Origin of the sequence: Sulfitobacter sp. PM12 (assembly GCF_045586035.1) — a bacterium.
GTDB lineage: Bacteria > Pseudomonadota > Alphaproteobacteria > Rhodobacterales > Rhodobacteraceae > Sulfitobacter > Sulfitobacter pontiacus.
In genome coordinates this window covers 127,838-151,729 of record NZ_CP151532.1, presented here as the reverse complement: position 1 = coordinate 151,729, position 23,892 = coordinate 127,838, and the positions used below count along the sequence as shown (strand labels likewise).

General features: G+C 60.8%; 21 protein-coding genes. 18 read left to right on the top strand and 3 right to left on the bottom strand.

The annotated features are described in order from the left end of the window. Positions 1-70: 70 nt before the first annotated feature. The 5 genes from AADW22_RS16955 to AADW22_RS16935 all read left to right on the top strand — a co-directional run bounded on the left by AADW22_RS16955 (position 71) and on the right by AADW22_RS16935 (position 7,782). On the top strand, positions 71-1,237 hold the full coding sequence (locus tag AADW22_RS16955; protein ID WP_407474748.1) for an efflux RND transporter periplasmic adaptor subunit: 1,167 nt from the start codon (positions 71-73) through the stop codon (positions 1,235-1,237). Between the two features lie 21 nt (positions 1,238-1,258). Next, complete coding sequence (locus AADW22_RS16950) at positions 1,259-4,372, top strand: efflux RND transporter permease subunit (protein WP_407474747.1); 3,114 nt, start codon at positions 1,259-1,261, stop codon at positions 4,370-4,372. A 161-nt stretch (positions 4,373-4,533) separates the two neighbouring features. Continuing rightward, positions 4,534-4,992 (top strand): (2Fe-2S)-binding protein, encoded by a 459-nt coding sequence (locus tag AADW22_RS16945; RefSeq protein ID WP_009824309.1) that lies wholly within the window; start codon positions 4,534-4,536, stop codon positions 4,990-4,992. Between the two features lie 3 nt (positions 4,993-4,995). Beyond that, a complete protein-coding gene (locus AADW22_RS16940) occupies positions 4,996-7,173 on the top strand; it encodes a molybdopterin cofactor-binding domain-containing protein (protein WP_407474746.1) in 2,178 nt (725 codons plus the stop codon). Positions 7,174-7,176: 3 nt separating this feature from the next. Next, positions 7,177-7,782, top strand: coding sequence for a hypothetical protein (locus AADW22_RS16935; RefSeq protein WP_005849102.1), 606 nt, complete (start codon positions 7,177-7,179; stop codon positions 7,780-7,782). A 70-nt stretch (positions 7,783-7,852) separates the two neighbouring features. On the opposite strand, the gene AADW22_RS16930 is transcribed toward AADW22_RS16935, so the two are convergent. From AADW22_RS16930 to AADW22_RS16920, 3 genes are read right to left on the bottom strand one after another with little or no spacing between them, the layout of a single operon-like run. Beyond that, a complete protein-coding gene (locus AADW22_RS16930; protein ID WP_005849103.1) occupies positions 7,853-8,323 on the bottom strand; it encodes a MaoC family dehydratase in 471 nt (156 codons plus the stop codon). Positions 8,324-8,334: 11 nt separating this feature from the next. Beyond that, positions 8,335-9,339, bottom strand: a complete 1,005-nt coding sequence (locus AADW22_RS16925; protein ID WP_407474745.1) for an NADP-dependent oxidoreductase — start codon at positions 9,337-9,339, stop codon at positions 8,335-8,337. An 18-nt stretch (positions 9,340-9,357) separates the two neighbouring features. Further along, positions 9,358-10,356, bottom strand: coding sequence for an NADPH:quinone oxidoreductase family protein (locus AADW22_RS16920; RefSeq protein ID WP_074636819.1), 999 nt, complete (start codon positions 10,354-10,356; stop codon positions 9,358-9,360). Between the two features lie 124 nt (positions 10,357-10,480). Here AADW22_RS16920 and AADW22_RS16915 point away from each other — a divergent pair, with 124 nt between their 5' ends. The 13 genes from AADW22_RS16915 to AADW22_RS16855 all read left to right on the top strand — a co-directional run bounded on the left by AADW22_RS16915 (position 10,481) and on the right by AADW22_RS16855 (position 23,804). Then, positions 10,481-11,656, top strand: a complete 1,176-nt coding sequence (locus tag AADW22_RS16915) for an acyl-CoA dehydrogenase family protein (protein ID WP_005849108.1) — start codon at positions 10,481-10,483, stop codon at positions 11,654-11,656. Between the two features lie 4 nt (positions 11,657-11,660). Next, the gene (locus AADW22_RS16910) at positions 11,661-12,776 is read left to right on the top strand and encodes an acyl-CoA dehydrogenase family protein (RefSeq protein ID WP_235183695.1); all 1,116 of its coding nucleotides are present in this window, start codon (positions 11,661-11,663) and stop codon (positions 12,774-12,776) included. Positions 12,777-12,779: 3 nt separating this feature from the next. Next, positions 12,780-13,601 (top strand): SDR family oxidoreductase, encoded by an 822-nt coding sequence (locus AADW22_RS16905; RefSeq protein WP_009824304.1) that lies wholly within the window; start codon positions 12,780-12,782, stop codon positions 13,599-13,601. A 9-nt stretch (positions 13,602-13,610) separates the two neighbouring features. Continuing rightward, on the top strand, positions 13,611-14,537 hold the full coding sequence (locus AADW22_RS16900; protein ID WP_037966583.1) for an SDR family NAD(P)-dependent oxidoreductase: 927 nt from the start codon (positions 13,611-13,613) through the stop codon (positions 14,535-14,537). 27 nt (positions 14,538-14,564) lie between these two features. Continuing rightward, a complete protein-coding gene (locus tag AADW22_RS16895; protein ID WP_005848837.1) occupies positions 14,565-15,761 on the top strand; it encodes an acetyl-CoA C-acyltransferase in 1,197 nt (398 codons plus the stop codon). A 6-nt stretch (positions 15,762-15,767) separates the two neighbouring features. After that, positions 15,768-16,415, top strand: a complete 648-nt coding sequence (locus AADW22_RS16890) for a histidine phosphatase family protein (protein ID WP_180829554.1) — start codon at positions 15,768-15,770, stop codon at positions 16,413-16,415. A 12-nt stretch (positions 16,416-16,427) separates the two neighbouring features. Further along, the gene (locus tag AADW22_RS16885) at positions 16,428-17,459 is read left to right on the top strand and encodes a phosphotransferase family protein (protein ID WP_289085403.1); all 1,032 of its coding nucleotides are present in this window, start codon (positions 16,428-16,430) and stop codon (positions 17,457-17,459) included. A 1-nt stretch (position 17,460) separates the two neighbouring features. Then, complete coding sequence (locus AADW22_RS16880) at positions 17,461-18,258, top strand: IclR family transcriptional regulator (protein ID WP_005848844.1); 798 nt, start codon at positions 17,461-17,463, stop codon at positions 18,256-18,258. Positions 18,259-18,722: 464 nt separating this feature from the next. Further along, on the top strand, positions 18,723-19,970 hold the full coding sequence (locus AADW22_RS16875) for a branched-chain amino acid ABC transporter substrate-binding protein (protein WP_168593217.1): 1,248 nt from the start codon (positions 18,723-18,725) through the stop codon (positions 19,968-19,970). Positions 19,971-20,048: 78 nt separating this feature from the next. Beyond that, positions 20,049-21,005, top strand: coding sequence for a branched-chain amino acid ABC transporter permease (locus tag AADW22_RS16870; protein WP_005848848.1), 957 nt, complete (start codon positions 20,049-20,051; stop codon positions 21,003-21,005). After that, entirely contained in the window at positions 21,002-22,342 is a 1,341-nt protein-coding gene (locus tag AADW22_RS16865) for a branched-chain amino acid ABC transporter permease (protein ID WP_064216662.1), read from the top strand. Before AADW22_RS16870 ends, AADW22_RS16865 begins: the two co-directional genes overlap by 4 nt. After that, complete coding sequence (locus tag AADW22_RS16860) at positions 22,339-23,100, top strand: ABC transporter ATP-binding protein (protein ID WP_005848852.1); 762 nt, start codon at positions 22,339-22,341, stop codon at positions 23,098-23,100. Before AADW22_RS16865 ends, AADW22_RS16860 begins: the two co-directional genes overlap by 4 nt. A 2-nt stretch (positions 23,101-23,102) precedes the next feature. Next, positions 23,103-23,804, top strand: coding sequence for an ABC transporter ATP-binding protein (locus AADW22_RS16855; RefSeq protein ID WP_174226639.1), 702 nt, complete (start codon positions 23,103-23,105; stop codon positions 23,802-23,804). Positions 23,805-23,892 lie beyond the last annotated feature (88 nt).

The following is a 23,892-nucleotide window of genomic DNA, read 5'->3' as shown; positions in this document are numbered from 1 at the left end:
ATTTGTCCGCCCCATCCACAGCACCCCGCGGTGGTGCTTTCGATTTGAACTAAAAGACAGGATCGTCAGAATGTACTCCTTGATCTCCGGGCTGCGCTGCGCCGCCCTTGCAACGGCTATTTGTGTGGTGTCTGTCCCCGCAACGGCGCAGCAGGGCGAACGCCCGCCCGCTGCCGTCACCGTGATGACGATGCAGCCGCAGGATGTGCAGCTTGCCACAACCTTGCCCGGACGCGTTGTCGCCTCTGCCGAGGCAGAGGTGCGCCCGCAGGTGGCCGGCATCATCACAGAGCGTCTGTTTGCTGAGGGTGCGCCCGTGGCGGAAGGCGATGTGCTGTTTAAAATTGATCCCATCGTTTACGAGGCCGCTGTCGCGCAGGCGCAGGCATCGGTTGCGCAGGCACAGGCGCAAGCCAGCTCTGCCGAGCGGGAGGCCAAGCGGCTCGAGGAACTGTCCTCGCGCAATGTTGCCAGCGATCAGGCGCTGGATGCGGCGGTAGCGGCACGCGACAGCGCGGCGGCGTCGCTTCAGGCGGCGCAGGCGGGGCTGCGCTCTGCCCAGATCGAGCTGGATCACACGCAGGTCCGCGCCCGTCTATCGGGCGAGATCGGGCGGTCCCTGACCAGCCCCGGTGCCTTGGTGACCAACAGTCAGGCCAGCCCTCTGGCCGTGATCCGCAACATTGATCCGGTCTACGTCGATGTGACGCAATCAGCGGCCGAGCTGCTGGATTGGCGGCGCGGCAATGCGGAAAAGCGCCTTGGCGATACCCCGCGCGAGGTCAAGCTGACGCTGGCCGATGGCAGTATCTATGACCAGACCGGTACGCTGACCGCCGCCGAACCGGATGTGGACCAGCAAACCGGCGTCGTCGTGCTGCGGATGGCCTTTGACAACCCCGACCGTCTGCTCCTGCCGGGCATGTATGTGCGCGTTGAAATGCCCACGGGGATCGCGAAAGGTGCCTTCCTTGTCCCGCAAGAAGCCGTAAGCCGCGACCGTCGCGGGCAGCCGCTGGCGATGGTGGTGAACGGCGACAACGTCGTCGAACAGCGCCAGTTGACCGTGCTGCAGGACCGCGGATCGGACTGGATCGTGAGCGAGGGGCTATCGGCGGGCGACCGTGTGATCGTGATGGGGCTGCAAAAGGCCGCGCCCGGTGCGACCGTTACCCCGCAAGAGCAAGCCGCCCCAGACGCCAAGTCCGAGGACGCCGCACCGGCACCCGCCGAATAACCAAAAGCCGGAGCGTTTTGCATGGCCCGTTTCTTTATTGACCGCCCCATCTTCGCATGGGTGATTTCGATTTTCATCATGGGTATCGGCGTCTTGTCGATCCTCAACCTACCCGTGGCGCAATACCCGCAGATCGCGCCGCCCTCTGTGGCTGTGCGCGCGTCCTATCCCGGTGCGTCGGCGCAGACGGTGGCCAATACGGTGACGCAGGTGATCGAACAGCAGATGACCGGTCTGGACGGGCTGCGCTATATCTCGTCGTCGTCTACCAGCGAAGGCGGGGCGAGCATTACGCTGACGTTCGAGACCGGCACAGATGTCGATATCGCGCAGGTGCAGGTGCAGAACAAACTGTCACAAGCCTCTGCCTTGTTGCCGGAACCGGTGCAGCGGCAGGGGATCACGGTGCAGAAATCCTCTGCGGGCTTCTTGATGGTGATCGGGCTGATTGGCGAGAACGGGAAGTATGACGCCACCGACCTTGGCGATTACATGCAATCCAATCTGGTGAACGAGATCAGCCGCGTCGAAGGCGTGGGCAGCGTACAAGTGTTCGGGGCGCAATACGCGATGCGCATCTGGCTTGATCCGGTGAAGCTCGCCGCGTTTGAATTGACCCCGTCCGACATCGTGGCAGCGGTTTCGGCCGAGAACGCGCAGATTTCAGCGGGATCCTTTGGCAGCCGTCCTGCCGTCGAAGGGCAGGCGCTGAACGCCACGATCACCGCGCAATCCCTGCTGACCAGCCCCGAGGATTTCCGCCAAATCGTGCTGCGCGCGGAAACCGACGGCGGGCTGGTGCTGCTGAATGATGTCGCGCGGGTCGAGATCGGGTCGGAAAGCTATGCCACGATCTCGCGCTACAACCGTAATGCGGCGACCGGTATGGCGGTCAGCCTTGCCCCCGGTGCCAACGCGCTGGATACAGCCGCCGCCGTCGAACAGCGGATCGAGGAACTGTCGGCGTTCTTCCCCGAAGGCGTGAGCTATGTCGTGCCCTTCGATACGACGCCCTTCGTGAAAATCTCTATCGAAGAGGTGATCAAGACCCTGATCGAGGCGATCGTGCTGGTTTTCATCGTCATGTATCTGTTCTTGCAGAACATCCGCGCCACCTTGATCCCGACGCTGGCGGTGCCGGTCGTCTTGCTGGGCACCTTTGGCGTGCTCGCGGCCTTTGGCTTTTCGATCAACACGCTGACGATGCTGGGCATGGTGCTGGCGATTGGCCTGCTCGTCGATGACGCGATTGTGGTCGTCGAGAACGTCGAACGGATCATGGAGCAGGAACACATCGGCCCGCTTGAGGCGACGCGCAAGTCGATGGACCAGATCACCGGCGCCCTGATCGGGATCGCGGTGGTTCTGTCGGCGGTCTTTGTGCCGATGGCGTTTTTCCCCGGCTCGACGGGGGTGATCTATAAGCAGTTCTCGATCACCATCATCTCGGCGATGACGCTGTCGGTGGTGGTCGCCTTGACCCTGACGCCCGCGCTTTGTGCGTCCCTGCTCAAGCAAGGCAGCCACGAGAAGCGGCGCGGGTTCTTTGGCCTGTTCAACCGCGGTTTTGACAAGACGCTTGGTGGGTATACCGGCACGGTGGGCTGGCTCGTGCGGCGTCCGCTGCGGGTCGGGCTGGTCTATCTGGCAATCATCGCGGCGATGGTGTTCTTGTTCATGCGCACGCCTGCAGGCTTCCTGCCGGCCGAGGATCAGGGCACGCTGTTCACGCTGGTGCAGGCCCCCACGGGCGCGACGGCGGAACGCACGCTCGAGGTCATCAAACAGGTCGAGAACTACTATCTGGAAAACGAGGATGACGTCGTTGAATCCGTCTTCGGCGTAGTGGGCTTCAGCTTTGCGGGCCAAGGGCAGAACCTTGGTCTGGTCTTTGTACGACTGAAAGACTGGGAGGAACGCCCAGAGGCGGCGCAAAGCGTGCAGGCGGTGGCGGGGCGGGCCTTTGGTGCCTTCAGCCAGATACAGGACGCGATGGTCTTCCCCATCGTGCCGCCCTCGGTCAGCCAGCTTGGCAACGTGTCGGGCTTTGATTTCTACCTGCAAGGCCGCGGCGGTCAAAGCCACGAACAGCTGCTGGAGGCACGTAACCAGCTTTTGGGGATGGCGGCGCAAAGCCCGCTGATCGCCTCTGCCCGCCCCAGCGGGTTGGAAGATGCGGCGCAGTTCAATCTGGATATCGACTGGCGCCGCGCCGGTGCGATGGGGGTCAGTGCCACGGATGTGGGCAACCTGCTGACCGTCGCCTGGGCGGGTCGCTATGTGAACGACTTTGTCGATGAGGGGCGGATCAAACGGGTCTATGTGCAGGGCGAGGCCGCTGCCCGTGCGACCCCGTCGGATCTTGAGAAATGGCGCGTGCGCAATGACAGCGGGGGGCTGGTGCCCTTCTCTAACTTTGCCGAAGGAAGCTGGGCGTACGGGCCGCAGGGGGTGAACCGCTATAACGGTATCCCCGCGATGCAGATCCAGGGTTCCCCCGCCGAAGGGGTCAGCACAGGCGAGGCGATTGCAGAGCTTGAACGGCTGGTCACCCAGTTGCCCCCCGGCTTCCAGATCGCCTGGACCGGGTTGTCCTTGGAGGAACAGGAATCCGGCAACCAGGCCCCCTTGCTGTACGGTCTGTCCCTGGCGGCAATTTTCTTGGCGCTGGCGGCGCTTTATGAAAGCTGGTCGATCCCCTTTGCCGTGATGCTCGCCATGCCAATCGGCATTTTGGGGACCTTGACCGGCGCCTATCTGGGCGGGTTCGAAAACGGGGTCTTCTTTCAGGTCGGGCTGCTGACTGTGGTGGGTCTGACGGGGAAAAACGCGATCCTGATTGTCGAGTTTGCCCGCGACAGACGGCAAGAGGGCGAAAGCATCTTTGACGCCGCTGTCGACGCCGCGCGGCAACGGTTCCGCCCCATCATTATGACCTCTATGGCGTTCTCGCTGGGGGTATTGCCGCTGGTGCTCAGCACCGGTGCGGGCTCCGGTGGACGTACAGCGATTGGGGCCGGTGTGCTGGCCGGTACGATTGCCGCAACCGTTCTGGGGGTTCTTTTCGTGCCGTATTTCTTTGCGATGGTGGCGCGTTTCACCGGCAAGGATCCAGTCAAGGACACCACCGGCTAGGCAACACCTTGCTTTGATGAAGTCAGGACGGAGGCAACCGCGCGTTGCCTCCGTCTTTTGTATTGTGGCACATTGACGCGCTGCTATTGCGGGCTAGGTCCCTCTGCGAGGGAAGCCCCACATTCCACGCCAGCAGCCAACATCCAATAGGAGGAGCCAGCATGATAAACTTTACCCTGAACGGCAAAGAGGTGAGCGTCGACGCGCCCGATGACACGCCCCTCTTGTGGGTGCTGCGCGACGACCTGCGGCTGACCGGCACGAAATTCGGCTGCGGTATCGCGCAATGCGGTGCCTGCACGGTCGAGCTGAACGGCATGACCCGCCGCAGCTGCGTCACCCCGCTTTCTATGGTTGAAGGCTCCTATGTGACCACGATCGAAGGTGTCGACGGGCCAGAGGCCAAAGCGGTTCAAGCGGCATGGGAGGCGATCGACGTGCCCCAATGCGGCTGGTGCCAATCCGGTCAGGTGATGAGCGCCACGGCCCTGCTGCGCGAGATCCCGAACCCCACGGACGAGGATATCGACAATGCAATGGCCGGCAACATCTGCCGCTGCGCTACCTATGTCCGTATCCGCGAGGCGATCAAGAACGCCGCCAAAGAGCTGGAGGGGTAAGCCATGACCAATCTTAATCTTTCTCGCCGCGGTTTTCTGTCTACCGCTTCTGCCGGACTGGTGATCGGCGTTGTTCTACCCGAAAAATCGCGCGCCCAGTCCGGTGCCGCGACCGCCTTTGACCCGGCGGCCGATCCGGCCACATTCGCGCCGAACGCCTTTGTTCGTGTCGCCCCCGATGACACGGTGACGGTGCTGATCAAACATATCGAATTCGGGCAAGGGCCGAACACCGGCCTTGCGACCCTCGTGGCCGAGGAACTGGATGCCGACTGGTCGCAGATGCGTGCCGAAAGCGCGCCTGCCAATGATGAACTTTACGCCAACACGCTGTTCGGGTTGCAGGGCACAGGCGGGTCCACCGCGATGGCGAACAGCTATATGCAGATGCGCAAGGCCGGCGCTGCCGCCCGCGCGATGCTGGTTGATGCCGCCGCCGCCGAATGGGGCGTGCCCGCGTCCGAGATCACGATCTCGAAAGGGCGGATCTCCCACCCCAACGGGACCGAGGCAGGCTTTGGCGCCTTCGCTGAAAAAGCCGCAACCATGACCGCCCCCGCCGAACCCAAGCTGAAAGAGGCCAAGGATTTTACCCTGATCGGCACCGATGTGCCCAAGCTGGACACCCATGCCAAGACCACCGGTCAGGCCGAATACACGATGGATGTCTACCGCGAGGGGATGGAAACGGTCGTCGTGGCGCACCCCGATAAGATGGGTGCCGTTGTCGCCAGCTTTGACGATACCGACGCGCTGAAGGTGCCGGGTGTCATCGCGGTACGTGAAATCCCGCAAGGGGTCGCGGTCTATGCCAAGACCACCGGTGCCGCGCTCAAGGGGCGCGAGGCATTGCAGGTGAAATGGGACGACAGCAAAGCCGAAACCCGGTCGAGCGCGCAGATCTATGCGGATTTCTCGCGTGCCGCTGCCGAAGGCGGTCGCGCTGCGGAAGAGGTTGGCGATGCCATGGCGGGGATCGACGGGGCCGCGCAAGTGATCGAGGCGGAGTTCCACTTTCCCTATCTTGCCCATGCCGCGCTTGAACCGCTTGATGCCGTGCTCGAGGTCACGGATGGCAAGGCGGAGCTTTGGATGGGGTCGCAATTCCCGTCGCTCGACAAGCCGACGCTGGCCGCCACCTTGGGGATCGATCCATCGGAGGTGCAGATCAACGTGATGTTCGCGGGCGGCAGCTTTGGCCGCCGCGCGCAGCCCACGGCCCATGTTGCCGCCGAAGTCGCCGAGATCGCGAAAGCCGCTGGCGGGAACGGGTCCTGGAAACTGCTTTGGACGCGCGAAGACGACATGATCGGCGGCTATTATCGCCCGCTGACCGTGCATAAGATGAAGGGCGGTCTGGACGCGGACGGCAATATCGTCGGGTGGCATGACGTGGTGGTGAACCAGTCCATCATGGCCGGTGGTCCGATGGAAGGCATGATGAAAGACGGCATGGACCCCACGTCCTACGAGGGGGCCACCAAGATGCCCTACGACCTGCCCGCGCTGAAGGTGGACTGGGTCCGGCAGGATAGCCCCGTTTCCGTGCTCTGGTGGCGGTCGGTCGGCCATTCGCATACGGGTTACGCGACCGAGGTGTTTCTGGATCAACTGCTTGAAGTAGGGGGCAAAGACCCCGTTCAGGGGCGTCTGGACCTGATGAAAGGCGACGCCGGTCGCGACCGTGGCGTGTTGGAGAAAGTGGCCGCGCTGGCGGGTTGGGACGGCACCAAGGTGAAGGGGGATCGTGCCTACGGCGTTGCTGTGCACGAAAGCTTTAACACCTATGTGGCCCAGATCGTCGAAGTTTCGGATCAGGGCGGCTTCCCCAAGGTGCATAAAATCTGGTGCGCCGTTGACTGTGGCGTCGCCGTGAACCCCAATGTCATCCGCGCCCAGATCGAAGGCGGGGCGGGCTACGGTTTGGGATCGGTGCTGTTTGACGAGGTCACCCTTGGCGAAGGCGGCACCATAATGGAACGCAACTTTGACACCTACCGCATGCTGCGCATCAACGAGATGCCCCAGGTAGAGGTCGCTATCGTGCAAAGCGATAATGACCCCACCGGTATCGGCGAGCCGGGCTTGCCGCCCGTCGGTCCGGCCGTTGCGAACGCGTGGCGTGCCCTGACGGGGCAAGCTGTCACCAAACTGCCCTTTACCAAATCTGTAGGAGTGTAAGTCATGAAAAATACGCTGAACATCATGGCCATCACTGCGCTGATGGCGGGCCCTGTCATGGCAGAGACCGTCAACGGTCTGCGCACGGTTGACGAATTTGACGCGATCGAGGGGGAGGCAGAACGCTCCACCGCGCTTTTCGAGGAAATGATGGTGGTGATCGGGCATCCACGCTGCCTGAATTGCCACCCCGTCGATAACTCCCCACGCCAAGGGATGGACATGCAGATGCACGAACCCCCCGTGGTACGCGGAGAGGCGGACTTTGGCGCGCCCGGTATGCGCTGCAACACCTGTCATGGCGAACAGAACTTTACCTTTGCCGCGGGGGGCGGGTCGATTCCGGGGCATACTCCTTGGCAGCTGGCCCCGATTGAAATGGGCTGGATCGGCAAATCTGCCGCCGAAATCTGTGCCCAGATCAAGGACGAGGAACGCAATGGCGGTAAGACTCTGGAAGAGCTGCACGAGCATAACGCCGAAGACGGTCTGGTCGGCTGGGGGTGGCATCCGGGCGAGGGCCGCGAGCCCGCACCCGGCAGTCAGGAGATCTTTGGCGAGCTGACCAAGGCCTGGATCGAGACGGGTGCCGCGTGCCCCGCGGGGTAAATGCTTTTACATAACAGCAAAGGGCCGCGCAGGGATGCGCGGCCCTTTGTCTTTGCGCTGGTGTGGGGGCTTAGTCTTTGAAAACCGCCAGCCCCAACCATTCGGCGACCATCGCGGGTGTCTCGACGCCTTCGATCTCGATCGTTAGCAGGTTCTCGCGCAGCATATCGGTGGCGTTGCGCGCCGTGACCTTTTGCAACGTGAACCGCCCGCGCAGCCGCGACCCCGCCTTGACCGGAGTCAGGAACCGCAGCTTGTTCATGCCATAGTTGATGCCCATCACCTGTCCGGGCATCATGTTAAAGCAATCATAGGCAAAGCGGCTCGCCAGCGACAAGGTGAGGAACCCGTGCGCAATCGTTCCGCCAAAAGGCGTTTCCGCAGCGGCGCGTTCGGGGTCGATGTGAATCCACTGCATGTCGTGGGTGGTTTTGGCAAATTGGTCGATCATCTCTTGATCCACCGTGATCCAGTCAGAGACCCCGACCTCGGTCCCGATCAGCGTTTCACTATGGGCAAGTGCCTCTTTCAATGCAGACATGGGATACTCCTTCAGGATGGGTCCGCGGCAACACGCACCATGCGCTTGCCCTTGTTCTCACCGGCCAGCAGGCCGATCAGCGCCTGTGGCGCGTTTTCCAATCCGTCGACGATGTCCTCGGTCACCTTGATCTGCCCCGCCTCGACCCAGGTCTGCAACGCGCGCAGCGCCTTGGCGTCGTTCTGGGTCCAGTCCATCACGATAAAGCCTTCCATTCGCAGACGTTTGACCACGACCAGACCGGGCAGGTTGCGCGGCCCGGTGGGGGTTTCGGTGTCATATTGGCTGACAGCACCACAGCAGACGATGCGGCCCTTTTCGTTCATCGCGAACAACGCGGCCTCAAGCACGGTGCCGCCAACGTTGTCGAAATAGACATCCACCCCGTCGGGGCAGGCAACACGCAGGGCTTTGGACATGCCAGGGGCGCGGTAGTCGATGCAGGCGTCAAAGCCCAACTCCTCCGTCACCCATTTGCATTTCTCCGCTCCGCCCGCGATGCCCACGACCCGACAGCCAAGCGCCTTGGCGATCTGGCCGACATAGCCGCCGACCGATCCTGCGGCGGCCGACACCAGCACGGTTTCACCCGCAACCGGTTGCCCGACAGAGATCAGCCCGTGATAGGCGGTTTTGCCCGCGATGCCGTAAACGGACATCAGGTTCGACAGCTGCGGCACCTTTGGCAATTTCTCGCATTTGCGCGCATCGGCGATGACAAAGTTCGACCACGTTGCCTCTGACGCGACGATATCGCCAACGGCCAGACGGCCGCTATTGCTCTCGACGACCTCGCAGATGGCATAGGTCGGCATGGCATCACCGGCGTTCACCGCCGCGCGGTAGGTCGCGCCTTTCATCCATGACCGGTTGGCCGCGTCGATGGACATCAGGATCACCTTGAGCAGCACCTGACCGTCGCCCGCCACGGGCATATCGGCGGTGGTCTGTTTGAAATGCGCAGGCGTCAGCGAATCGCTGGGCAGCTCTGCGATGACAATCTGTGTGTTGGTCATTTTGAACGTCCTTTCTGCTTATTGAACATCCAACACCACTTTGCCCTGCACCTTACGGTCCTGCATCAGGTTGAGAGCGTCGGCGGCTTTTTCCAGCGGATAGCGGGCAGAGATGCGCGGCTTGATCTGGCCACCCGCATACATACGGAACAGATCGGCCATGTTTTCGGCATGTACCTTGGGTTCACGGGCCGTATGCGCGCCCCAGAAAACACCCATGATCTGCGAGCCCTTAAGCAGCGTCAGGTTCAACGGGATCTTGGGGATACCGGCAGGGAAGCCCACGACCAGATAGCGGCCTTTCCACGCCAGCGCGCGTACGGCGGGTTCGGCATAGGCGCCGCCTACGGCGTCATAAACCACATCGACACCCTCACCGCCCGACAGCTTCTTGATCTCGTCCGAGAAGGCTTTCTGCGTCGCACGGTCATCCATGTCGCGGCTGTAGATGATCGTCTCGTCCGCGCCCAGATCACGGCAGAACTGCGCCTTGTCTTCCGACGATACGGCAGCGATCACACGGGCACCGGCGGCTTTCGCCAGTTCGATCGCGGCCACGCCAACGCCGCCCGCAGCGCCCATGATCAGCAAGGATTCGCCGGGCTGGATTTCGGCGCGGTTTTTCAGCGCGTGATGGGAGGTGCCATAGGTCAGCACCAGACATGACGCTTCGTCATATGGCATCGCATCGGGGATCTTCAGCACCCGTTCCGCGTCCACAATGATGTCTGTCGCAAAGCCGCCAAAGCCGGTCATCGCCAGCACCCGATCGCCCACAGCAACGTTGGAAACGCCCTCTCCCACGGCGTCCACATCGCCTGAAACCTCGCCACCAGGCGCGAAGGGGCGGGGCGGCTTCATCTGGTAAAGATCCTTGATAATCAAGGTGTCAGGGAAGTTCAGCCCCGCTGCGCGGATGCGAATACGCACCTGACCTTTCTTCGGTTCAGGCTGTGGCATCTCGGTCAGTTCCAGCGTTTCGGGGCCGCCGGGGGCAGTGCTAAGCATGGCTTTCATCGGGTCATTCCTCCTCTAGATTTGCAAAGCAATAGGCGCGTTCAGAAACTGTCTTGTCAATCGAATTTCGAAATGCAATTTTGCAGTGCGGAATTGGAGTTCGCAAAACGAGGGGGGAGAAAAGATGCAGTCCGAACAGGAACTGGAGGGTTTCCGCGCGGAGCTGCGCGATTGGCTAGAGGCAAACTGCCCGGCCGAAATGCGCGGCGGTGAGCCGAGTGAAGCATCGATATGCTGGGGTGGCAAGAATTTTGAGTTCGAATCCGACGCGCAGCGCGTCTGGATGGAGCGCGCCGCGTCCAAGGGCTATACCGTGCCCACATGGCCCGTCGAATACGGCGGGGCGGGGATGAACCGCGCGCAGGAAAAGATCTTTAAAGAAGAGATGGACCGGATCGAGGCGCGCAACCCGTTGCAAAGCTTTGGTATCTGGATGCTTGGGCCCGCCTTGCTGCACTTTGGCACGCATGAACAGAAACTGCATTATTTGCCCCCGATCGCCCGCGGTGAAATCCGCTGGTGTCAGGGCTATTCCGAGCCGGGGGCCGGGTCGGATCTGGCCAGTGTCCAGACCAAAGGCGAGGACAAGGGCGATCATTGGCTGGTAAACGGTCAGAAGATCTGGACCTCCTACGCCGATAAAGCCGACTGGATTTTCGCGCTGATCCGTACGGATCGTGACGCGCCCAAGCACAAGGGTATCTCCTTTCTGCTGATCGACATGGAAGACGCAGGCGTCGAGACCCGCCCGATCAAGCTGATCTCTGGCGCGTCGGTTTTCTGCGAGACGTTTTTTACCAATGTGAAGGTGCCCAAGGACCGGATCGTCGGCGAAGAGAACCGCGGTTGGGACGTGGCGAAATACCTGCTGACCCACGAGCGCGAGATGATCTCGGGCGGGGGGCAGGGCCTGTCGGGCGGTCGTGCGCTTGGGGCGGTGCTGAATGAATCTCTGGCCGAGGGGCAAGAAATGGACACCGTGCTGCGTGCCGATGCGATGCGCTGCGAGGTGGACGCGCTTGCCATTGGCCTCACGCTGGAACGCTACAAGGATCAGGCCGAGGCCGGTACCGGCGCGGGGGATGCCTCGGCGATGCTGAAATACATGGGCACAGAGCTGAACATGCAGCGTCACGAGTTGCTGATGGCCGCGGGTGGCAGCGACGCGCTGGAATGGGACGGGCCTTTGGGCAACCGTCCCGCGGACTGGCTGCGGACTAAGGCCAATTCAATCGAAGGCGGCACGAGCGAGGTGATGCTGAGCATTATCTCCCGCCGCGTGCTTGGGCTTCCGGGGTAAGATCATGGTAAAACTAGTATTAACAGAAGACGAAACCATGCTGGCCGACGCGGCGCGCGGTTTTCTTGATAAATCCGCCCCCGTTAAAGCGTTCCGTGACTTGCGCGATGCCGGGCAGACCCATGACGCGAAGATGTGGAAAGAGATGGCCGCGATGGGATGGGCCGGTGTGCTGGTCCCTGAAAGTGCGGGTGGCGTTGATATGGGCCATGCTGCTGCGGGTATCCTGGCGCAGGAAATGGGCAAGACGCTGGCCGTCAGCCCGTTCCTTTCGACGGCAGTGATCGCGGCGACAGCCCTGCGCCACGTCAGCGATGCGCGCGCCGAGGCCGCGCTGGCCAAGATTGCCAGCGGCGACGCGACCTATGCGTTGGCGGTGGATGAAACCTCCAAGTTCAACCCGGATGCCACGGCAATGACCGCCACGGCGGAAGGCAATGGTTTTCGCCTGACGGGCAAGAAGACCTTTGTCGTCGATGGTGCTTTGGCGGACCGTTTGCTGGTGCTGGCCAAGACAGACAACGGGCTGACCCTGTTCGACATTCCCGCGGACCGCGCAGGCATCACACGCAACGCGCAGAACATGATCGATGCACGCGATTCCGCGCGGATCGATTTTGATAACGTCGAAGCGACGGGCGACGATGTGTTGGGTCAGGTCGATGACGCCATGACCGTGCTGAAACCTGCGATCGAGGCAGGGCAGGCCGCCCTCGCCGCCGAGATGGCGGGCGTTGCTGCGGGCGCGTTTGGCATGACCGTGGGCTACCTGAAAGAACGCAAGCAGTTCGGCACGTTGATCGGCACCTTCCAAGCGCTGCAACACCGCGCCGCCCATCTGTGGTGCGAGACGGAAGTCACCGCCTCTGCCGTGTTGCACGCAGGGCGCAAGCTGGACGAAGACCCCGACAATGCGACGATGGCCGTGTCGCTCGCCAAGGCCCGTGCGACATCGACCGCCAAGCTGGCGGTGATCGAAGGGGTGCAGATGCATGGCGGGATCGGCATGACGGACGCCTTTGACATCGGCTTTTACATGAAGCGCGCCCGTGTGGGTGCCGAATGGCTCGGGGACTACGGCTATCACGCTGCCCAGGTCGCCAAGCACAGAGGATTCTAAGGCATGGATATTCAAACACTTTTCGGCCTAGAGGGTAAAACCGCACTGGTCACAGGCGGGGCGACCGGGATTGGCCGTATGGCCGCCGAGGCGCTGGTGCGTGCCGGTGCCCGCGTGTTGATCGCCAGCCGTAAGGGCGAGGCCTGCGAGGCCGTGGCGAAAGAACTGAATGCGCTCGGGGCCTCTGGCTCTGCCGAGGGGTTCGCAGGCGATGTCGGCACCGAGGAGGGTGTCGACGCAATGGTCGCTGCCGTGAAGGACCGCACCGAGAGCCTTGATATCCTGATGAACAACGCGGGCATCACCTGGGGCGCGCCTTTGGGTGATTTCCCGTTCAAGGCCTGGGGCAAGGTCATGGACGTGAACGTCGCGGGTCTGTTCGATCTGACGCAAAAACTGCTGCCGCTGCTCAAGGCGAACGCGACAATCGACGATCCGGCGCGGGTGGTGAACGTCGGATCGGTGATGGGCGAACGCGAAATGGGCGATGGCGCCTATAGCTACTCTGCCTCGAAGGCCGCGGTGATCCACCTGAGCAAGATCCTCGCAAAGGAATTGGCAGGTGACGCGATCACCGTGAACGCATTGGCCCCCGGACCCTTCGTGTCGCGGATGACCGCCTTTGCGACCCATGACGAGGATATGCGCAACAAGGTGGGCGAAGACGTCCCCCTGCGCCGCGTCGGCACCGATACGGATATTGCGGGCTGCATGTTGTTCCTTTGTGGCAAGGGCGGCGCCTATATCACCGGCGCGATCGTCCCCGTCAGCGGCGGCATCAATGTGATGAGCGGGCCGAACATCTTTGAACAAGCACTGCACTAAGGGGCGATGATGGATATTCGTTTTGACAACCGCGTCGCTATTGTCACCGGCGCGGGCACGGGCCTCGGGCGCAGCCATGCGCTTGGCCTCGCGGCACGCGGCGCAAAGGTTATGGTCAATGATCTGGGCGTGACAACCGACGGGCAGGGGTCTTCGTCGGCTGCTGCCGAAGCCGTCGCGCAGGAAATCCGCGACGCGGGCGGCGAGGCGATGGCGCATGGCTGTGATGTCTCGGACGAGGCCGGTGTCAAGGATATGGTCGCGCAGGTCATGGACGCCTGGGGTCGCATCGACATTCTGGTGAACAACGCAGGCATCCTGCGGGACAAGACGTTTTCCAAGATGGAGATGTCTGATTTCCGCAAGGTCGTCGACGTGCATCTGATCGGGTCTGCGAATGTGACCCATGCTTGCTGGCCGATCATGCGCGAACAGAAATACGGGCGCATTGTGCTGACCTCCTCGGCCTCGGGGCTGTATGGCAACTTTGGTCAATCCAACTACGGTGCGGCCAAAGCGGCGATGATGGGGCTGATGAACGTGCTGCATCTGGAAGGCGCGCGCGACAATATCCGCGTCAACACGCTGGCCCCCACAGCGGCCACGCGGATGACCGCCGATCTGCTGCCTGAACAGGCCCAGGCCCTGCTGGCCCCCGAAACGATCACCCCCGGCCTGCTGTACCTCGTCAGCGAGGACGGCCCCAGCCGTGTGATCCTTGGGGCAGGGGCGGGTGGCTTTGCCCAGACCCGTATTTACGAAACGGAAGGCGTGACCTTGACCGGCGAGGAGAATACCCCTGAAGGTGTCGCATCCGCTTTCGACAAAATCACCGACGCAGGCGGCCAGCAAGAGCTGACCGATGCCTTTAGTCAAACGAAGAAATACGCGCTCAATGCAGCCAAGGCCCAGGGTCTTGATCTGGATTGGGGCTAACAGACGAACTTTCAAAGGGAGATCACCATGCGTGACGCAGTAATCGTATCCACCGCCCGTACCCCGATCGGCAAAGCCTATCGCGGTGCGTTCAACGCCACCACACCACAGGCGCTTGCCGCCCACGCCATCGAGAACGCCGTGAAGCGCGCGGGTCTTGACGGGTCGGAAATCTCTGACTGTGTCATCGGCTCCGCCCTGCAGCAGGGACATCAGGCGGGCAACATCGCGCGTCAGGCCGCCATCCGCGCAGGCCTGCCCGTGACCGTTGCAGGCATGTCGCTGGACCGTCAGTGCGCATCCGGCATGATGGCAATCGCCACCGCGGCCAAGCAGGTGATCACCGACGGGATGGACATTGTCATCGGCGGCGGTGTCGACAGCATCTCCCTGGTGCAAACGCCAGAGATGCGCGTCAGCGCCGACCCATGGCTCAAGCAGAACAAGCCCGAAATCTACATGACCATGCTGGAAACAGCCGAAAACGTGGCAGAGCGCTATAACGTGAGCCGCGAAGCGCAGGACGAATACGCGGCGCGCAGCCAAGAGCTGACGCATCAAGCGCAACAGGCCGGCCGCTTTGACGACGAGATCGTCGCAATGACCACCACGATGATGGTTCAGGACAAAGAGACCAAAGAGATTTCCAAGCACGAAGTCACCTTGGAAAAAGACGAGGGCAACCGCCCCGGTACCACGGCGGAAAGCCTTGCCGGTCTGAAGCCCGTGTTCAAAGACGGCATCCACCTGCCCGAAGGCAAGTTCATCACTGCGGGCAACGCCTCGCAGCTGTCCGATGGTGCCTCTGCCGCTGTGGTCATGGAAGCGAAAGAAGCCGAACGTCGCGGTCTTCAGCCACTGGGTCGCTACGTTGGCGTGATGGCCGCAGGCTGCGAGCCCGATGAGATGGGTATCGGCCCGATCTATGCCGTGCCAAAGCTGCTGGAAGCGCACGGGCTCAAGATCGAAGACATCGGTCTGTGGGAACTGAACGAAGCTTTCGCCTGTCAGGTGATCGCATCGCGCGACAAACTGGGCATCCCGGACGAGCTGTTGAACGTGGACGGCGGCGCGATCTCTATCGGTCACCCCTACGGCATGTCCGGCGCGCGCATGGTTGGTCACGCGCTGATCGAAGGCAAGCGTCGCGGTGCCAAATACGTTGTCTGCACCATGTGTGTTGGCGGCGGCATGGGGGCTGCTGGCCTCTTTGAGGTTCTGTAAACCGTCATGGGAGAGCTACTGGTCATCCGCCACGGTCAGGCGTCTTTCGGGGCTGACAACTATGACAAGTTGTCGGACCTCGGGCACCGGCAATCCGAGGCCGTCGGCCAGTTGCTACGCGATACCGGCTGGGTGCCGGACCGGACAATCACCGGCACCCTGACCCGCCAGAAAGAAACGCTTGCCTCGATGGGATTCGAGGCAGGCGACACCCACCCCGGCCTGAATGAATATGATTTTCAGAACCTGCTGGACGCGCGCTATAAAGGGGCGGTTCCGGAACTGGTCAAGGGCGACCGCAAGGTGCATTTCCGTACCCTGCGCGAAACCGTCTTTCAGTGGCAGGCAGACGAGATCGAAGGCCCCGCCGAGACATGGGCCAATTTCACCGACCGCGTGGAAGCCGCCCGTCTGATCGCCTGTGCCGAAGGGGCGGAACGCGTGCTTGCGGTAAGCTCCGGTGGGGTGATCGGGCAGCTAACGGCCGCGTCACTCGGCGCGCCGCATAAAATGATGATGACCTTGAATCTGCAGATCAAGAACACATCCATCACCAAATTCGTCTTCACCAAATCCGCGTTTTTCCTGCATGAATTCAACGCGACCCCGCATCTGATATCAGCCGAGACCGCTGACATGCTGACCTATAGTTAAGGAACGGTAGCCATGAGCACAGACACCCAGACACTCGATATTCCGAAGGTCAGCGCCTATCTGGAAAAACACCTTGAGGGCTTTGAAGGCCCGCTTGAGGTTTCCAAGTTCCAAGCCGGTCAGTCCAACCCGACGTTCCTGCTGAAAACCCCGTCGCGTAACTATGTTCTGCGTCGCAAACCGCCGGGAGTTCTGTTGAAATCCGCCCATGCGGTTGATCGTGAGTTCCGCGTGCAAAAGGCGTTGCAGGATACCGATGTGCCCGTGTCGAAAATGCACCTGCTGTGCGAAGACGACGATGTGATCGGGTCGGCGTTCTACATCATGGATCATATCGACGGGCGCAACTTCATGGACCCGCGCATGCCCGACATGGACAAAGCAGGCCGCGCTGGCGTGATTGACGAGATGAACCGCGTGCTTGCCGCCCTGCACGAGGTGGACATCGACGCGGTGGGTCTGTCGGATTACGGCCCCCCCGGTAACTATTATGAACGTCAGGTCGCCCGCTGGACCAAGCAATACCGCGCGTCCGAAACCGAAGACCTGCCCGCGATGAACCAGCTGATCGAAAAGCTGACCGCCAGCATCCCTGCGGATGACGGGCAGCGCACGCTGGTGCATGGCGACTACCGCATCGACAATATGATGTTCGAGAAAGACGGCACCAAGTGTCTGGCCATTCTGGACTGGGAACTGTCGACCATCGGGCACCCTTACGCTGACCTTGCGGCCGTTATCATGCAGTGGCAGATGCCGGCGGGCACCGAAGGGCGCGGCTTTGGCGGTGTGGACCGCGCAGCGATTGGCGTGCCGAGTGATGCCGAATTCATCGCCAAATACTGCGAACGCCGCGGGCTGGACGGGATCGACAACTTTGGCTTCTACCTCGCCTTTTGCTTCTTCCGCATGGCCGGGATCATTCAGGGCGTATTGAAACGCGCGCTGGACGGCAATGCCTCCAACCCCGAGCGGGCGATGAAGGTCGGGGCCTATGTCCCTGTGTTTGCGGAAAACGGGCTTAAAGCGCTGGAAGGCAAGTAAGATGGCCTCCAACGAGTTCGCGACAGATCCGGCAGAGACGAAGGACAGAAACTTTGTCACGGCGCTTGCCCGCGGGCTGGATGTGTTGCGCTGCTTTCGGGAAAACGAAACAGCCCTGACCAACACGGATTTCTCCGAACGGACAGGGCTGCCCAAGGCGACGGTGTCGCGCCTGACCCATACGCTGGTGGAACTGGACTATCTTGTCGCCGATGCCCGCACCGGCACCTATCGGCTGGGCGCAGGGGTGCTGCAGCTTGGCTTTGGCGTGCTGTCGAGTATGGAGATCGGGGACCGCGCGCAGGAAGAGATGCGCAAGCTGCGTGACGGGCCCAATTCCTATGTCACCATCGCGATCGGAGAGGTCCACCGGCTGGACGTTGTCTATATCGCGACCAAACGCTCGCGCGAGGATGTCGCGTTGCAAATTCGCGTCGGGTCACGGCTGCCGCTGTTTGATTCCGCCATTGGTCGCGCCATCCTGACCGGCATGTCCGACGAAAGCCGCGACCGCGCGTTCCGCTATGCTGCAGCCGAAGGGCCCGAGTTCGAAGCCCGCGCGCGCGACAGCTATGCCGCCGCGATGACCGAGTTTGCAGATAAGGGATTTTGTTCAAGCTATGGCGATTGGCGTCCCGATGTGAACGGCATCGCGGTGCCCGTGTTTTCGCCCAACGGGTCGCAGGTTTACGGGCTGAATGTGGGCGGTCCCGCTTTCCACGTGAAGAAGCGACAGCTTGAAACGACCTATGCACAGCTTTTGTCGGCAGCGGCGCAAGCCATCAGCATCCGGTTTTAGGGTGTGGACCCGCGGGGCGGGAGAATCAACTTGGCCGGTCGTATAGATTTCAACCACCGCGGCCAGCAGCTTCGTTCCAGTGGCTGGAATTGGCGAAACTGCGGTGCCATGACAATTGTCAGGATCGCACCCGCCGTCGCAAATTTTTTTTGAATAGTGTCCAGCGGACATCTGTCAGGCACCGCGTAAAAACTGATCAGCCGTCACAATCTTGTGCAATTCATTAATACATTTATTTTCAAATGCTTATTTCTGACCCTGCGTCAAAAAACGGCAGCGGGCAAAATTTCACGCAGGTGATTTCGCCCGTACCTTCACGCAATATATGGCATAACCAACGGTGCAGGCTCGCAACTTATGAACAGAGGCGCTTGACAATAAATCGCATTATGCAAGGCTCTTCCCAAGGTCTGGCAATCCAAAAAACGCATTAAAAGCGCCGGGCCGTCCTTGGGAGGATTAAAATGAAAAATATCGCTAAGTACGGCGCGGTTTCCGCGCTTTCTTTGGTCATTGGCGCGAGCGCAGCCTTTGCCGAAAACATCAAGATCGCGTTCATTGACCCGCTGTCCGGTCCATTCGCAAGCACGGGCACCAACGGCCTGCATCAGTTCGAATTCGCGGCTGATTACATGGTAAACGACAAAGGCGGTCTGTTGGACGGCCAAAAAATGGAAGTGCTGCCTTTTGATAACAAGGTCAGCCCCAAAGAATCCCTTATTCAGCTTCAGGTCGCGATTGACCAAGGCGCGCGCTACGTCGTTCAGGGGAACTCCTCTGGCGTTGCGAACGCATTGACCGAAGCCATCGACAAACACAACCGCCGCAACCCCGACAGCCGTGTTCTGTTCCTGAACTATGCCGCTGTGGACCCTGCGCTGACCAACGACAAATGCAACTTCTGGCATTTCCGTTTCGACGCCAACTCTGACATCAAGATGGACGCGCTGACCGATGTGATCGTTCAGGACAAGGACATCAAGAAAGTCTACATCATCGGGCAGGACTATTCCTTTGGTAAGGCTGTGTCTGCCGCCGCTAATGAAATGCTGGACGCGAAAGGTGACGGCATCGAGGTCGTCGGTGACGAACTGCACCCCATCGGCAAGGTGAAAGACTTTACCCCCTACGCGCGCAAGGTTGTATCCTCTGGTGCGGATGCCGTGATCACCGGGAACTGGGGCGCTGACATGCTGGGCATCGGCAAGGCGATCATCGACAACGGGTTCGAAGGGCCGATCTATACCTATTACGCTGCGGGTTCCGGCATCACGGCCGCCTTTGGTGAAAGCGGTAAGGACAAGATTCGCCTGATTTCGCAAGGCAGCATCAACCCGATTGCTACCGAAGAAGCGCGCGACACCTACAACGCCTTCCTTGAGAAGTATCCAGACGGCAACATCGACCAAAGCCGTATCTTCAACACCATCGGCATGCTGGCCCAGGCCATCACCGAAGCAGGTTCCGCCACAGATGTGGTCGCCGTGGCCAGCAAGCTGGAAGGCATGGAATACGACAGCATGTGGGGTGGTAAACTGTTCATGCGTCCGCAAGATCACCAGATCATTCAGGACATGCATGTCGGCGTCCACACAAACGACAACCTGGACTTTGACTATGACCAATCCGGATATGGTGTCGTGACTGAATCGACCGTCGAAATGGCGTCGATGGACAGCCCGACAACCTGCGAGATGAAGCGCCCCGAATAAGGCGATTTCTCTCGGGTCCGCCTGCGCCGGCGGGCGGGCCCCTCTTGCACCTTGCCACCACACTACTGGAGGGGCCTCATGGACCTCATTCTCGTCAACCTCATCGACGGGCTGGTTACTGGATTGCTGTTGTTCATGCTCTCCGCCGGTCTGACCCTAATTTTCTCGATGATGGGTGTTTTGAACTTCGCTCACGCCAGCTTTTATATGCTTGGTGCCTATTTCGCCTACCAGATCAGTCTTGCGCTCGGCTTCTGGATGGGGCTGCTGATCGCGCCGCTCGTCGTGGGTGTGATGGGGGCAGGGGTTGAACGCTACGGCCTTCGCAGGGTGCACCAATACGGACACGTGCCCGAACTGATCTTTACCTTTGGTCTGGCGCTGTTGATCGAAGAACTGGTGCAATTCATCTGGGGCAAGAACCAACTGCCCTACGCCATTCCTGACGCGTTGAACTTTACCGCGTTTGCGATCTCGGGGAATTCGATCCCCGCCTATAAGATTTTCATGATCTTCATCTCGATCAGCATCTTTATCGGGCTGCTTTACGTGCTGACCAAGACCCGCGTCGGCATGATCATTCAGGCCGCGCTCAGCTATCCGCGCACGGTCGAAGCTTTGGGCCACAATGTGCCGCTGATCTTTATGGGGGTCTTCGGGGTCGGCACGGCGCTGGCCGGTGTGGCCGGTGTGATTGCCGGACCGGTGCTTGGCACCTTCCCCGGTATGGCCTTTGTGCTTGGGTCGATCGTGTTCGTGACCATCGTGATCGGCGGCCTCGGGTCGCTCTGGGGGGCGCTGATCGCGTCGCTATTGATCGGCTGGATCACCACCTTCGCCAAATCCTACAACATCGAGATGGAGAATATCCTGACCGGCCTTGGCATCTCTAAACCAGAGAGCCTGGATGACAGCATATTCCGCGACTTCTGGAGCCTCACGAGCCCGCAGATCGCCGACATCTTGCCCTATATCCTGATGGTGCTGATCCTCATCTTCCGCCCGGCAGGTCTTTTCGGAAAGCGCAGCTCATGACAGTTTCAGATCCAAGAACCGACATTCCCAAAGGCGCCCGCCCGAAAGAGCAGATCACCACGGACCCGTCCAAACCCGCGCAGCGTATGCGGTCAGGGTCGCTGGTGCTGACATTGGCCCCCTGGGTCATTGCCTCTGTCGTGCTGGCCATCCTGCCGATGGTGTTTACCAATAACTCGGCACTGACGATCATGAACCAGATGTCGATCACGATCGTTTTCGCGCTGGCCTATAACATGCTGCTCGGGCAGGGGGGTATGCTGTCCTTTGGCCATGCGGTCTATGCCGGTGTGGGGGGCTTTGCCTGTATGCACATCATGAACATGTCCGATTTCTTCTCGACCATTCCCCTGGTGATCCTGCCGGTGTTTGGTGGTCTTTTCGGCATGGGTCTGGCCATGATCGTCGGCGCGTTTTCGACCCGTAACGCGGGCACGGTATTCGCCATGATCTCGCTGGGTGTGGGCGAATTGATCGCGGCCTGTTCCGTCATTATCGTCGCGTTCTTTGGCGGCGAGGAAGGCATCAGCGGTGACCGGACCTACGCGCAGCCCTTCTTTGGCGTCGAATTCCTGCAACAGATCGAGGTCTATTACCTGACCGCTGGCTGGGTCGTGATCTCTGCCGCGCTGATGTACCTCTGGAGCCGCACCCCCGTGGGTCGCATGGCAAACGCCGTGCGCGACAATCCCGAACGGGCAGAGTTTCTGGGCTATTCCTCGCGGTGGGTCCGCTTCTACAGCTTTGTCGCCTCTGGCTTCTTTGCGGGCGTGTCCGGTGGGCTTTTCGCGATCAACTACGAAATCCTGACCGAGGAAAACCTCAACACCGCCTCGTCAGGGATCATCCTGCTGGTGACCTTCCTTGGCGGCGTCGGGTTCTTCTTTGGCCCGATCATCGGGGCCATCGCCTTTACCCTGCTGCAAACCGTTCTGAGCCTGTCGACCGAGCTTTGGGCCTTTTATGCGGGCGTCCTGTTCCTATCCACGGTGATGTTCTTCCCCGGTGGTCTGGCAGGTCTGCTGATGATGCATGTGCCTGTGTTCAAGCTGGGCAAGGCATCGACCTTGGTCATGCCCTATCTCAAGACGCTGCTGCCGGCGGCAATCGGTTTGATGGGGCTGGCGGCACTGGTCGAGATGACGTTCCACTATCGTCATGGGGCCACGGGTGACAATGAAATGACCGTCTTCTGGACCACATTCGACAGCCACACGCTGATGCCGTGGCTGGTGGCGGGCGCGGTCGCGCTGATCGGTTTGGGCATTGCCAAGGCCACAGCACCCGCGTTGAAAGACGCCTGGAACGAAGCAAACACAGCAGGAGGCGCGTCATGAGCACACCCGCACTTGAACTGACTGGCCTCAAGAAAAGCTTTGGCAAGGCCGAGATCATCCGCGGCATCGACCTGAGCATCGGCAAGGCGGAACGTCACGCCGTGATCGGGCCGAACGGCGCGGGGAAATCGACGCTGTTCAACCTGATCACCGCACGGTTTGCGCCTTCGGCTGGAACGGTAAAGCTGCACGGAGAGGATCTGGCCGGGCTCGAACCCTTCCAGATCAACCGCAAGGGGCTAAGCCGCTCGTTCCAGATCACCAACATCTTTCCGGCGATGAGCGTGTTTGAAAACGTGCGCTGTGCGCTCTTGTGGTCGCAGGGCTATAAATACAGCTTCTGGAATCTGGTGAACCGGTCCCGTGAGCTGACCGAGGGCGCGGACCGCATCCTTGACCAGATCAACCTGCTGGAACGGCGCAACCTGCCCGCGGGCACCCTGTCTTACGCCGAACAGCGCGCGCTTGAAATCGGGATCACCATCGCGGGCGGTGCCGATGTCATCATGCTGGACGAACCGACGGCGGGGATGAGCAACACGGAAACCGACTATATCACCGACCTGATCCTCAAGGTGACCGCGGGCAAGACGCTGATCATGGTGGAACATGACATGAGCGTCGTCTTCGGTCTCGCCGACCGGATTTCGGTGCTGGTCTATGGCGAAATCATCGCCACCGGAAAACCCGAAGACGTGCGTGCAGACGCCCGCGTACAAGAAGCCTATCTGGGCGCCGCATTGGAGGCAGAACACTAATGATGCTCGAAGTCACGGATATGCACGCCTTCTACGGCAAGTCCCACATCCTTCAGGGGGTGAACCTGAACGTCAAAGAAGGCGAGATCGTCGCGCTTCTGGGGCGCAACGGGGTGGGGCGGTCTACCACCTGCAAGGCCATCATGGGCGAGGTCGAACCGAAAGGATCGGTCAAGTTTCAGGGGCAGGAGATCAGCGGCAAGAAAGCCTTCCAGATCGCCAATATGGGGATCGGCTATGTGCCCGAGAACCGCGATATCTTTCCCGGTCTCACCACGCGGCAGAACCTGACGCTGGGTCTGAAGCCGGGACAAAAGGATGGCGCGGGCCGTTGGTCGATGCAGTCGATGTTCGACATGTTCGAAAACCTCGACCGCCGCGCCGACGTCGAAGCCTCGGTTCTGTCGGGGGGGGAACAGCAGATGTTGACCATGTGTCGCACGCTGATGGGCGACCCCGATCTGGTCATGATCGACGAACCCACCGAAGGTCTGTCCCCGCAGATGGTACAGAAGGTCGCCGAGGTGCTTAAAGAGATCGCCAACCGCGGGATCTCTACCCTGCTGGTGGAACAGAAACTGTCGATCGCGATGGACATCGCGGATCGGGTCTATGTCATGGGGCATGGTCAGGTGGTCTATGAGGGCACGCCGGCTGAATTGCGCCAGCGTGATGACGTGCGCAAGGAATGGCTTGAGGTCTGATGACCTAACCCGGACCATTACCAGTAAATCATCTATTGAAATCGTCGCGTTCCGCGGCCTCATCCTCCTGAGGCGCGGTCGCGGCTCG